The sequence below is a fragment of the Burkholderia lata genome (assembly GCF_000012945.1).
GTDB lineage: Bacteria > Pseudomonadota > Gammaproteobacteria > Burkholderiales > Burkholderiaceae > Burkholderia > Burkholderia lata.
In genome coordinates, this window is sequence record NC_007510.1 from 3,503,625 (window position 1) to 3,516,245 (window position 12,621).

The window sequence follows — 12,621 nt, forward strand, 5'->3', positions numbered from 1 at the left end:
AGTGACGCGCGGTGGGAAGGTCAGAAGGTCGCCGGCGAATTGGCCGAGACGACCTCGCAGATCAGGTCCGCGCTGGGATTGCGAAAACGGTGCGGCAAACGGCTTTCGAAGTAGTAGCCGTCTCCGGGGTCGAGCAGCCACGTCGCGCCGTCGACGGTCAGCTCGAGCCGCCCCGACACGACGCCCCCGCCCTCGTGCCCCGCGTGCACGAGCATCTCGGGCCCCGTATCGGCCTGCGGCTGGTAGATCTCGCGCAGGATGCACATGTTGCGGTCCTTCATGCTCGCGCCGACCAGGTGAAACGCGAGCGTGTCGTTGCCGAGGTTCGGCATCTCGTCGCGACGCGACACGACCGTACGCGATTCGACGAGCTCGAACGTGAAGAACTCCGCGAGACTCATCGGGATGCATTCGAGCAATTTCTTCAGCGAGCCGACCGACGGGCTCACGCGGCCCTGTTCGATCAGCGAGATCGTGCCGTTGGTCACGCCGGCCCGCTTCGCGAGTTCGCGCTGCGACAGGCCATGCTTGTTGCGCACGAAACGCAGGCGCTCGGCGACTTCGGTGGACATCGATTCGGTTTCGGACACGATAAGTGCGATGACAAAGTGAAACGACGCGGTGGACAGCCGTTGAATATTCTAATCACTTTATGCCGCACATCAGCGGGGAAAACCCTGAAAGGCGTTCGAAATAATGAACACCGCGCACATTATTCCGTTTGCGAATCTTTTGTTCGCACTGCTCGGGAAAGCCCTGATGCAGCACCGTTAAAAAACATTTGACGCCGTTTTTGGCTCGTATATGCTGGCTCTCAGGTTAGCGTCATCAAGCTTTCATGGGCAGCAAAAAACGTTATCGCAACGCAAAAATTGATGCCCATCAATGTAAATAACGCGTAACCGGCGCCTTGATTATTTTAAACGCCCAGCGCGTCGAAACGGTCAGGTGTTCAATACTTTCAACAACCCAGTCGAGTGTAATCGTGAGAGTCCGTGGCCCTCTGGTGAGGTGGGATCGAGGCGATGTGCGAAGTTTGCGCAGCGCGGCGCCCGCTTCCGACGACGGCAGTTGCGGCTGGCATAGTCCTCGCCTGCTTCATCTGTCGATCTACACCATCCTGTCCCGTCGTTCCGTTCGGCGTCACAACGCCGTTTCCGCACGCGCATTCGTCGCCGTCGATACCGACGAAGTGGCGTCGCTGCTGCCGTAGCGCCTCTCCTTTCTTTACGTCGTTCGTTTCGCCTGCTGATTCGCCAACCGCATCGTCCGTGCGGTGACGGAACGCGTTCGCGCATTCGTTGCCGCGTCGCGTGTCGCAAAGAAACGAACGACGGCCTGATCGTCGCGCGCAGCGCGGATCGCCACGTCATCCCGTTGCGCCCATTCACCAGCGGCCCTGCGTCTCACGCAAGGCTGCGGGGTTGTTGCACGCCGGCGTTTCGCCACATCCGGCAAGACGGACGCAACAACCCTCCGGATAACTGATTGACGTCATGGAAAGAAGGAAACCCCTCGTCGGCATCACCGCCGACCACACGCAAATCGGCGCGCACGCGTCGCATACGGTCGGCGACAAATACGTCGCCGCGATCGTCGACGGCGCGCAAGCGTTCGCGATGGTGCTGCCCGCGCTCGGCGAGCGCCAGTCGGTCGACGACGTACTCGACACGGTCGACGGCCTGCTGTTTACCGGCAGCTACTCGAACGTCGAGCCGCACCTGTACGGCGGCGAACCGAGCGCACCGGGCACGAAGCACGACCCGGCCCGCGACGCGACCACGCTGCCGCTGCTGCGCGCGGCGATCGCCGCGGGCGTGCCCGTGCTGGCCGTCTGCCGCGGCTTCCAGGAGCTGAACGTCGTCTGCGGCGGCACGCTGCACCAGCGCGTGCATGAAGTGCCGGGCTTCGCCGACCACCGCGAGGACGACGACGCGCCGATGGATACGCAGTACGGCCCCGCGCACGTCGTGCGCCTCACGCCCGGCGGCAAGCTGCACGCGCTCGCCGGCGGCCGCGACGAAGTGCACGTGAACTCGCTGCACAAGCAGGGCATCGCGCAGCTCGGCTCCGGCCTCGCCGTCGAGGCCGTCGCGCCAGACGGGCTGATCGAAGCCGTGAGCGTCGTCGATGCACCGGCTTTCGCCCTCGCCGTCCAGTGGCATCCGGAATGGCGCCATGCGCAGGACCCGCTGTCGAGCGCGATCTTCCGCGCCTTCGGCGATGCCTGCCGCGCCCGCCGCGCCACCCGCACGCGTGCCACGGCCGCTGCCGCGCTCGCCTGAGCGCCGACCCAACCAACGAGAACAGACATGCATGACATCGAAGATTTTCTGAAGCAGCACCGGATCACTGAAGTCGAAGCGATCATTCCCGACATGGCCGGCATCGCGCGCGGCAAGATCACGCCGCGCAACAAGTTCACTTCCGGCGAATCGATGCGCCTGCCGCAGGCCGTGATGGTGCAGACCGTCACCGGCGAATACCCGGAAGACGGCTCGCTGACCGGCGTGACCGACCCCGACATGGTGTGCGTGCCCGACGCATCGACGATCCGCCTGATCCCGTGGGCCATCGACCCGACCGCGCAGGTCATCCACGACTGCGTGCACTTCGACGGCTCGCCGGTCGAGATCTCGCCGCGCTACGTGCTGCGCCGCGTGCTCGACCTGTACAAGGCGAAGGGCTGGAAGCCTGTCGTCGCGCCCGAGCTCGAGTTCTACCTGGTCGACATGAACAAGGATCCCGACCTGCCGCTGCGCCCGCCGGTCGGCCGTACGGGCCGCCCCGAAACGGGCCGCCAGTCGTATTCGATCGAGGCCGTCAACGAGTTCGACCCGCTGTTCGAGGACATCTACGAGTACTGCGAAGCGCAGAACCTCGACATCGACACGCTGATCCACGAAGTCGGCGCCGCGCAGATGGAGATCAACTTCATGCACGGCGACGCGCTGTCGCTGGCCGACCAGGTGTTCCTGTTCAAGCGCACGGTGCGTGAGGCCGCGCTGCGTCACAACATGTACGCGACGTTCATGGCCAAGCCGATGGAAGACGAACCGGGTTCGGCGATGCACGTGCACCAGAGCATCGTCGACGAGGAAACGGGCCAGAACCTGTTCACGTCGCAGGAAACCGGCGGCGCGACGTCGATGTTCTACAACTACCTCGCGGGGCTGCAGAAGTACACGCCGGCGCTGATGCCGATCTTCGCGCCGTACATCAACTCGTATCGCCGCCTGTCGCGCTTCATGGCCGCGCCGATCAACGTGCAGTGGGGCTACGACAACCGCACGGTCGGCTTCCGCATCCCGCACTCGGGCCCGTCGGCACGCCGCATCGAGAACCGCATTCCGGGCGTCGACTGCAATCCGTACCTCGCGCTCGCCGCGACGCTCGCGGCCGGCTATCTCGGCATGACCCAGCGCCTGGAGCCGACCGAGCCGCTCGTCAGCGACGGCTACGACCTGCCGTACCAGCTGCCGCGCAACCTCGAGGAAGGGCTGACGCTGATGGCCGCCTGCGAGCCGCTCGGCGAGATCCTCGGCCACAAGTTCCTGAAGGCGTATTTCGCGCTGAAGGAAACCGAATACGAAGCGTTCTTCCGCGTGATCAGCTCGTGGGAACGCCGCCATCTGCTGCTGCACGTCTGAGCGTGCACCCAACCGAATACGGAATCACGGAGGAAACATGACGTACCGCAACGAATCTGCCTGGATCCAGCCGGCCGCACCGAGCGCCACGGCCGCCGCACCGCGCGCGACGCAGGCGCGCACGACCGCCGAATACCGCGCGCTCGACGCCGCGCACCACATCCACCCGTTCTCGGACATGGGCGCGCTGAATCGCGCAGGCAGCCGCGTGATCGTGAAAGCCGACGGCGTCTACCTGTGGGACTCGGACGGCAACAAGGTGATCGACGGGATGGCCGGCCTCTGGTGCGTGAACGTCGGCTACGGCCGCAAGGAACTCGCCGACGCCGCGTATCGCCAGATCCAGGAACTGCCGTTCTACAACACGTTCTTCAAGACCACGCACCCGCCGGTGATCGAACTCTCCGCGATGCTCGCGGAAGTCACGCCGAAGGGCTTCAACCACTTCTTCTATTGCAACAGCGGCTCGGAAGGCAACGACACCGTGCTGCGCCTCGTGCACCAGTACTGGCGCGTGCAGGGCCAGCCGCAGAAGAAGTTCGTGATCTCGCGCAAGAACGGCTATCACGGCTCGACGATCGCCGGCGGCACGCTCGGCGGGATGGGCTACATGCACGAGCAGATGCCGTCGAAGGTCGAGAACATCGTGCACATCGACCAGCCGTATTTCTTCGGCGAAGCGGCCGCCGGCGAAACGCCGGAAGCATTCGGTCTTGCCCGCGCGCAGCAACTCGAAGCGAAGATCCTCGAACTCGGCGCGGAGAACGTCGCCGCGTTCATCGGCGAGCCGTTCCAGGGCGCGGGCGGCGTGATTTTCCCGCCGTCGACGTACTGGCCGGAAATCCAGCGGATCTGCCGCAAGTACGACATCCTGCTGGTGGCCGACGAAGTGATCGGCGGCTTCGGCCGTACCGGCGAATGGTTCGCACACCAGCATTTCGGCTTCGAGCCCGATCTCATCACGATGGCGAAGGGCCTCACGTCGGGTTACGTGCCGATGGGGGCCGTCGGCATTCACGAGCGCGTGGCGCGACCGATCATCGACAACGGTGAATTCAACCACGGCCTCACGTACTCGGGCCACCCGGTGGCGGCAGCCGTCGCGGTCGCGAACCTGAAGCTGCTGCGCGACGAAGGGATCGTCGAGCGCGTGAAGAACGACACGGGCCCGTACTTCCAGGCGCTGATGCGCGAAACCTTCGCGCGTCACCCGATCGTCGGCGAGGTGCACGGCCACGGCCTCGTCGCGAGCCTGCAGCTCGCCGAATCGCCGGCCGAACGCCGCCGCTTCGCGAACGGCGGCGACGTCGGCACGATCTGCCGCGATTTCTGCTTCAACGGCAACCTGATCATGCGTGCGACCGGCGACCGGATGCTGCTGTCGCCGCCGCTCGTGATCTCGCGGCCGGAAATTGATGAACTCGTATCGAAGGCGAAAAAAGCAGTCGATGCAACCGCCCAGCAATTGGGTATTTCGTAACGGTTTTGCCTATAGGCGTGCGGCGGGCGCCGCACGCCGCCATAACCAGGGGAATTCCACCATGCGTGCCTGCTTTCTTCGCCAAGCCTGTTCCGTTGCCGCCCTTGCCGCCGCGGCCGCGTTCACGTCGGTCGCCAGCCCGACGGCACACGCGGCCGACGAGCTGAATGTCTACAACTGGTCCGACTACATCGCACCGGACACGATCCCGAACTTCCAGAAGCAGACGGGCATCCACGTCAAGTACGACAACTACGACAGCGACGACACGCTTCAGGCGAAGCTGCTGGCCGGCAGTTCGGGCTACGACATCGTCGTGCCGACGTCGAACTACATGGCCAAGCAAATCCAGGCCGGCGTGTACCAGAAGCTCGACAAGTCGAAGCTGCCGAACCTCGCGAACCTCGACCCGCTGCTGATGAAGATGATCGCGGATGCCGATCCGGGCAACCAGTACGGCGTGCCCTGGGCGTACGGCACGGACGGCATCGGCTACAACGCGCAGGCAGTGAAGAAGGCACTCGGCGACAAGGCGCCGGTCGACAGCTGGGCACTCGTGTTCGACCCGGCCAACATGGAAAAGCTGAAGGGCTGCGGCGTATCGTTCCTCGACCAGGCCGTCGACGTGTTCGCCGCCACGCTGCAATACATGGGCAAGAACCCGAACAGCACGAATCCCGGCGACTACCAGGCTGCGTTCGAAGTCCTGAAGAAAGTCCGCCCGTACATCACCCAGTTCAACTCGTCCGGCTACATCAACGACCTCGCGAACAACGACGTGTGCGTCGCGCTCGGCTGGTCGGGCGACGTCGGCATCGCGCATCGCCGCTCGGCCGAAGCGAAGCGTTCGTACGACATCAAGTTCTCGAACCCGAAGGAAGGCGGCCTGCTGTGGTTCGACGTGATGGTGATCCCGAAGGATGCACCGCACCCCGAGGCCGCCCTGAAGTGGATCAACTACGTGTCCGATCCGAAGGTCAACGCGGCGATCACCAACACGGTGTTCTACCCGACCGCGAACAAGGCCGCACACCAGTTCGTCACGCCGGCCGTCGCGCAAGACCCGACCGTCTACCCGCCGGAAGACGTGCTGAAGAAGATGGTGCTGATGAAGCCGATGCCGGCCGACATCCTGCGCCTCCAGAACCGCCTGTGGGCCCAATTGAAGACCGGCCACTGATCGCCCAGCATTCCGGCGGTGCAGGCAACGCTTCACGCCTGCCCGCCTGAGATCCGCGGACCTCCGTCCGCCCGCGCGCGCCGCGCGCACTGTTCCATCCGGCACGAGCCGTCGTCCGTGAGTCGCATTGCGCGCCTCGCGCGGGGACGCTCACGCCTGCAATCCGTGAAGAACGAATGGTGAATCCCATGCAATCGATACCCTCTTCCGCTGCTGCACGACAGACCCAACCGGCCCCCGCGGCCCGTACGCAAAACGACGCTTTCGTGCGCATCGAAAACGTCGTGAAGAAATTCGGCGACAGCACCGCCGTCGACAACGTGAACCTGACGATCGCGAAGAACGAGCTGTTCGCGCTCCTCGGCAGCTCGGGCTGCGGCAAGTCGACGTTGCTGCGCATGCTCGCCGGTCTCGAGACGGCCACCTCCGGCAAGATCTTCGTCGACGGCGAAGATCTCGCGTCGCTGCCGCCGTATCGCCGCCCGGTGAACATGATGTTCCAGTCGTACGCGCTGTTCCCGCACATGACGGTCGAATCGAATGTCGCATTCGGCTTGAAGCAGGAAGGCACGCCGAAGAATGAGATCAAGGAGCGCGTGGCCGATGCGCTCGCACTCGTGCAGATGAGCAAGTACGCGCAGCGCAAGCCGCACCAGCTCTCCGGCGGCCAGCAGCAGCGCGTCGCGTTGGCCCGCTCGCTGGTGAAACGCCCGAAGCTCCTGCTGCTCGACGAGCCGATGTCCGCGCTCGACAAGAAGATCCGCCAGAAGACCCAGCTCGAACTCGTGAACATCATCGAGAAGGTCGACGTGACCTGCGTGATGGTCACGCACGACCAGGAGGAGGCGATGACGATGGCGAGCCGCCTCGCGGTGATGAGCGAAGGCAAGATCGTGCAGATCGGCGCGCCGGGCGAAGTCTACGAATTCCCGAACAGCCGCTTCTCGGCCGAATTCATCGGCTCGACCAACCTGTTCGAAGGGCGTGTGGTCGAGGACGAGCCGGATCACATCTTCGTCGAAAGCGACGACCTCGAAGCGCGCATGTACGTGAGCCACGGCATCACGGGCCCGCTCGGCATGCCGGTCGGCATCTCGGTGCGTCCGGAACGCATTCACGTGTCGCGCGAGAAACCGGGGTCGAAGCATAACTGGGCGCGCGGCGTCGTGACCGACATCGCGTACATGGGCAGCTACTCGCTGTATCACGTGCGCTTGCCGAGCGGCAAGACGGTGGTGTCGAACCTGTCGAGCTCGCACCTGATGACCGACAACGCACCGGCGTGGAACGACGACGTGTTCGTGTCGTGGTCGCCGGCCAGCGGCGTCGTGCTGACGCAGTGAGGACACCACGATGAGAACCTCCGCCTCCAATCCGTCCGCGCCGGTGCCGACCGGCGCCGCGAGCGCCGGCTCCGGTCGCGCCCGCCCGGGCCGCTTCTCGATGCTGCAGCGCTTCCTGCCGTCGGGCCGCAGCGTCGCGATCGGCGTGCCGTTCGTGTGGCTCGCCGTGTTCTTCGCGCTGCCGTTCGTGCTGGTGCTGAAGATCAGCTTCGCCGACCAGGTGATGGGCATCCCGCCGTACACGTCACTCGTCGAGTTCAAGGACGGCGTCGTGCACTTCGCGCTGCAGCTGTCGCACTACGCGTTCCTGCTGCAGGACGACCTGTACATCGCGACCTACCTCAGCTCGCTGAAGATGGCCGCCGTATCGACGGTGCTGTGTCTGCTGATCGGCTATCCGATGGCGTACTACATCGCGCGCTCGGAACCGAACCGCCGCAACGTGCTGATGATGGCCGTGATGCTGCCGTTCTGGACGTCGTTCCTGATCCGCGTGTACGCCTGGATCGGCATCCTGAAGGATGACGGCCTGCTGAACCACACGCTGATCGCGCTCGGCATCATCCACACGCCGCTGCGCCTTTACCACAGCGATGCAGGTGTCTACATCGGGATGGTCTATTCGTACCTGCCGTTCATGGTGATGCCGCTGTACGCGCACCTCGTGAAGATGGACCTCACGCTGCTCGAAGCCGCGTACGACCTCGGCGCGAAGCCGTGGGTCGCGTTCACGCGGATCACGCTGCCGCTGTCGAAGAACGGGATCATCGCCGGCAGCCTGCTGGTGTTCATCCCGGCAGTCGGCGAGTACGTGATTCCGGAACTGCTCGGCGGCGCCGACACGCTGATGATCGGCCGTGTGATGTGGGATGAATTCTTCAACAACATGGACTGGCCGATGGCGTCCGCGGTGACGGTCGCGATGGTGATGCTGCTGCTGGTGCCGATGGCGCTGTTCCAGTACTACCAGGTCAAGGAACTGGAGGACGCGAAATGATCAAGCCGAGCAAACCGCTGTCGACGGGCGTCCTCGCCTTCGGCTTCCTGTTCCTGTACATCCCGATCATCAGCCTGGTCGTGTACTCGTTCAACGAGTCGAAGCTGGTGACGGTGTGGTCGGGCTTCTCGCTGAAGTGGTACTCGGCGCTGCTGGACGACGATGAGCTGCTCACTGCCGCATGGCTGTCGCTGAAGATCGGTCTCTTGACCGCGACCGCGTCGGTCGTGATCGGCACGTGGGCCGGCTTCGTGCTCGCACGCTTCGGCCGCTTCAAGGGCTTCACGCTGTACACGGGGATGATCAACGCGCCGCTGGTGATTCCGGAAGTGATCCAGGGCATCTCGCTGCTGTTGCTGTTCGTTGCGCTGGAGCAGATGTTCGGCTGGCCGAAGGGACGCGGGATGGTGACGATCTGGATCGGTCACGTGATGCTGTGCGTGTCGTACGTGGCGATCATCGTGCAGTCGCGCGTGAAGGAGATGAACAAGTCGCTGGAAGAGGCGGCGCTGGATCTGGGGGCGACGCCGCTGAAGGTGTTCTTCGTGGTGACGCTGCCGCTGATCTCGCAGGCGCTGCTGTCGGGGTGGCTGCTGTCGTTCACGCTGTCGATCGACGACCTGGTGCTGTCGGCGTTCCTGTCCGGGCCGGGCTCGACGACGCTGCCGCTGGTGGTGTTCTCGCGCGTGCGGCTGGGGCTGAACCCGGAGATGAACGCACTGGCGACGCTGTTCATCACGGCGGTGACGATCGGCGTGATCGTCGTGAACCGGATGATGATCGCGCGCGAGCGGCGCCGCATCGCCGACATGAAGGCGGCGTTCGCGGTGGCGTGACGCCCGGCCTCCTGCTTCAACGATAACAAGCACTGCAGACAAGCAATACGCGCTGCCCCAGGGGGGGCGCGCGATTCGATTCCGATTTGACAGGCGCACGACAAGGAGAATCCGCAATGAAGAAGAAACTGATCTGCCTGCTGGTGGCCGGCGCGTTGCCGGGCATCGCGCTGGCCGGTTCCACATCCGCCGAGATCAAGGCGTTGCAGGCGCAGGTCGCCGCGCTGCAGAAGCAGATGAAGGCGATGCAGGCGCAACTGTCGGTGAAGGGCGGCACCGCGACCGCGCAGGCCGGCACGAAGGCCGGGGCCAGCGCCGGCGCGGCGCCGGTCGCCGTGGCCGTCGACCCGGGCTCGCCGGACTACGGCAAGGCGCAGGCCACGCTGACCAACGACGAGGTCGGCGAGATGAAGCAGCAGATCGCGAACCAGCAACTGAAGGTCGACTCGCTGACGGACGCGGCCAACACGGGCCCGCTCGCCGGCCTGTCGGTGACGGGCTACATCGACCCGACCTACATGTACAACCGCGCGGCCGGCACGTCGTCGTTCCTGTTCGCGAACCACGAGAACGCGTACAACTACTTCAACAGCACGTTCGGCGATCTGTACCTCGACATCAAGAAGACGTTCGGCGTCGGCCCGATGGCGCCGTCGGCGGAAATCACGCTGATGCCGAACCGCGGCAACGGCATCACGCTGCTGCAGAACTCGCGCGGCTCGATCACCGACAACCTGCTGAACACCGCGGTCATCAACGTGCCGATCACCGCCGAGACGACGCTCGTCGCCGGCTTGATCCCGAGCTTCGGCGGCTACGAGGTGCAGCAGTCGAACCAGATGCTCACGCTCACGCACAACCTGCTGTACGACTTCTCCGACCCGGGCAGCTACGTGGGTGCCGGGGCGAACTACACGAAGGGCAACTGGGCGTGGAAGTTCTTCGTCGGCAACGAGCAGTACCGCACGTACGGCTCGGTCACGACGACGGGCACCAATGCGCTCGGCGATCCGATCACCACCAGCAACAAGGTGCCGACCTTCACCGCGCGAGCCGACTACACGTGGTCAAGCGCACTCGACATCGGCGGGTCGTTCAACATCGGGCGCCAGACGCTCGCGAGCTCGATCGATTCGAACGGTGTCGTGCACTACGGCCCCGGCGCCAACGCACCGAGCGGCTACGGCACGTTCTTCTTCGCGGAAGCCGACGCGACCTACACGCTCGCCGACATCCAGTACAACGCGGAACTCGATTACGGCCAGCAACAGCATGCCGCATACAACGGCGGTCTCGCGCAGTGGTACGGCCTGTCGCTGCTCGCGCACCGCAAGTTCAACGCGCCGGTGGTCGGCCGCATGGGCGTGACGCTGCGCTACGATGCGCTCGTGAACAGCAAGAACGGTGGCGGCGGTGGCGGCATCGCGCTGAACGGCAACGGGATGGATCCGAACAACGGCTTCGGTATCGATGCGGACTGTCTCGCCACGTCGAAGGCGGGTGGCGGTCTCGGCTTCGACTGCAAGGGCGCGATCCGCCAGGATGTCGCGCTCGACCTGCTGTTCTATCCGACCCAGCAGATCACCGTGAAGGTCGAATACCGCCACGACTGGGCGAACAACAAGGTGTTCCTGCGCAACGACGGGTCGTATGGCAAGTCCAACGACCTGCTCGCGACGCAGTTCATCTATTCGTTCTGACGCAGCTCGCGCGGGACGCCGTGCCGCGCGCACGGCGTCCCGCGCCGTTTCTACCGGCCGGATGACGGTGCGCGATGCACCGCCGCCGGCTGCAACGAGGGAGTCGGATTCATGACGCAGTCTTTCACCCGCCGCGCCGATGCGCTCGCGCGCGACTCGTACTACGAAGCGACGGCCGTGCGCCCCGCCGTGGACGACCCCGTGCTCGACGGGACGATCGACGTCGACGTCTGCGTGATCGGCGCCGGCTTCGCGGGCCTGTCGACGGCGCTCGACTGCCGTGCTCGCGGGCTGTCGGTCGCGGTGATCGACGCACACCGCCCCGGCTGGGGCGCGTCGGGCCGCAACGGCGGCCAGGCGATCACCGGCTTCGCGAAGGACGAGGAGATCGAACGGCAGCTCGGCGCCGACGGCGCGCGCGCCGCGTGGTCGCTGTCGCTCGACGGCGTCGCGCTGATCGCCGAGCGGATCGCGCGCTACGGGATCGACTGCGATTTCACGCGCGGCTACCTGACGGTCGCGACGAAGCCGCGCCGCATCGACGACCTGCACGCATGGATGGACGCCGCAACCCAACGCTGGGGCCATCCGTCGCTGTCATGGCTCGACACGGGCGAGATCCGCTCGCGCATCGCGTCCACGCGCTATCTCGCGGGTGTCTACGATCCGCTGTCGGGCCACCTGCATCCGCTCAAGTACTGCCTCGGCCTTGCCGATGCCGCCCGGCGCGAAGGCGTCGCGCTGTACGCGCATACGCCCGCGCTCGACGTCGTGCGTGGTGCGCGGCCCGTCGTGCGCACGCCGTCGGGCGACGTGCGCTGCCGCTTCGTCGTGTCGTGCTGCAACGCGGGCCCCGGCGGCGTGCTGCCGGCCGCGACGGCCGCCCGCATCGCACCGATCGCGTCGTACATCATCGCGACCGAGCCGCTCGGCCAGGCGCGCGCCGACGCGCTGATCGCGCAGCGTGAAGCCGTGTGCGACAACAACTTCTTCCTCGACTATTTCCGGCTGTCGGCCGACCACCGGATGCTGTTCGGCGGCCGCGCGAATTCGGCCGGCGCGTCGCCCGCCACGCTCGCCGAAACGATCCGGCGCCGCATGGTCGGCGTGTTCCCGCAGCTCGGCGACGTGCGCGTCGACCACGCGTGGGGCGGCTTCGTCGACGTCACGCGCAACCGCGCACCGGATTTCGGCACGCTCGATCCGAACTTCTTCTACGTCCAGGGCTTCAGCGGCCACGGTGTCGCGCTCACCGGCATCGCCGGACGCGCGGTCGCCGGTGCGATCGCGGGCGACACGCGCGCGTTCGACCTGTTCGCACGTATGCGTCACCGGCGCTTTCCCGGCGGCGACGCCTGGCGGCAGCCCGCACTCGAGCTCGGGATGCTGTATCACCGCGTGCGCGAGCTATTCTGAGCCAACTCCTCCGTTATCC

The 12,621-nt window shown here is 65.4% G+C and carries 11 protein-coding genes; 10 read left to right on the plus strand and 1 reads right to left on the minus strand.

The window, feature by feature from the left end; genetic code table 11:
• Nucleotides 1–20 precede the first annotated feature (20 nt).
• Nucleotides 21–572 carry a cupin domain-containing protein gene (locus tag BCEP18194_RS21855; RefSeq protein ID WP_011353440.1) on the minus strand — a complete coding sequence of 184 codons (552 nt, stop codon included), beginning with the start codon at nucleotides 570–572 and terminating at the stop codon, nucleotides 21–23.
• 455 nt (nucleotides 573–1,027) lie between these two features.
• Between BCEP18194_RS21855 and BCEP18194_RS42115 the strand changes: the two genes are divergently transcribed.
• From BCEP18194_RS42115 to BCEP18194_RS21905, 10 genes are all read left to right on the plus strand, one after another.
• Nucleotides 1,028–1,213, plus strand: coding sequence for a hypothetical protein (locus BCEP18194_RS42115; protein WP_041492976.1), 186 nt, complete (start codon nucleotides 1,028–1,030; stop codon nucleotides 1,211–1,213).
• 283 nt (nucleotides 1,214–1,496) lie between these two features.
• Nucleotides 1,497–2,285, plus strand: coding sequence for a gamma-glutamyl-gamma-aminobutyrate hydrolase family protein (locus tag BCEP18194_RS21865; RefSeq protein WP_011353442.1), 789 nt, complete (start codon nucleotides 1,497–1,499; stop codon nucleotides 2,283–2,285).
• 27 nt (nucleotides 2,286–2,312) lie between these two features.
• Nucleotides 2,313–3,650 (plus strand): glutamine synthetase family protein, encoded by a 1,338-nt coding sequence (locus tag BCEP18194_RS21870; RefSeq protein WP_011353443.1) that lies wholly within the window; start codon nucleotides 2,313–2,315, stop codon nucleotides 3,648–3,650.
• A gap of 37 nt (nucleotides 3,651–3,687) precedes the next feature.
• Complete coding sequence (locus BCEP18194_RS21875; RefSeq protein WP_011353444.1) at nucleotides 3,688–5,130, plus strand: aspartate aminotransferase family protein; 1,443 nt, start codon at nucleotides 3,688–3,690, stop codon at nucleotides 5,128–5,130.
• A gap of 61 nt (nucleotides 5,131–5,191) precedes the next feature.
• Nucleotides 5,192–6,310 (plus strand): polyamine ABC transporter substrate-binding protein, encoded by a 1,119-nt coding sequence (locus BCEP18194_RS21880; protein ID WP_011353445.1) that lies wholly within the window; start codon nucleotides 5,192–5,194, stop codon nucleotides 6,308–6,310.
• Nucleotides 6,311–6,498: 188 nt separating this feature from the next.
• Nucleotides 6,499–7,653: an ABC transporter ATP-binding protein gene (locus BCEP18194_RS21885; protein WP_011353446.1), complete on the plus strand. Its 1,155-nt coding sequence runs from the start codon at nucleotides 6,499–6,501 to the stop codon at nucleotides 7,651–7,653.
• 10 nt (nucleotides 7,654–7,663) lie between these two features.
• Entirely contained in the window at nucleotides 7,664–8,650 is a 987-nt protein-coding gene (locus BCEP18194_RS21890; RefSeq protein ID WP_011353447.1) for an ABC transporter permease subunit, read from the plus strand.
• Nucleotides 8,647–9,486, plus strand: a complete 840-nt coding sequence (locus BCEP18194_RS21895) for an ABC transporter permease subunit (RefSeq protein ID WP_011353448.1) — start codon at nucleotides 8,647–8,649, stop codon at nucleotides 9,484–9,486. The genes BCEP18194_RS21890 and BCEP18194_RS21895 overlap by 4 nt, the downstream gene beginning before the upstream one ends.
• 116 nt (nucleotides 9,487–9,602) lie before the next feature.
• Nucleotides 9,603–11,186: a DUF3138 family protein gene (locus BCEP18194_RS21900; RefSeq protein ID WP_011353449.1), complete on the plus strand. Its 1,584-nt coding sequence runs from the start codon at nucleotides 9,603–9,605 to the stop codon at nucleotides 11,184–11,186.
• A 111-nt stretch (nucleotides 11,187–11,297) separates the two neighbouring features.
• On the plus strand, nucleotides 11,298–12,602 hold the full coding sequence (locus tag BCEP18194_RS21905; RefSeq protein WP_011353450.1) for an NAD(P)/FAD-dependent oxidoreductase: 1,305 nt from the start codon (nucleotides 11,298–11,300) through the stop codon (nucleotides 12,600–12,602).
• Nucleotides 12,603–12,621: the final 19 nt, after the last annotated feature.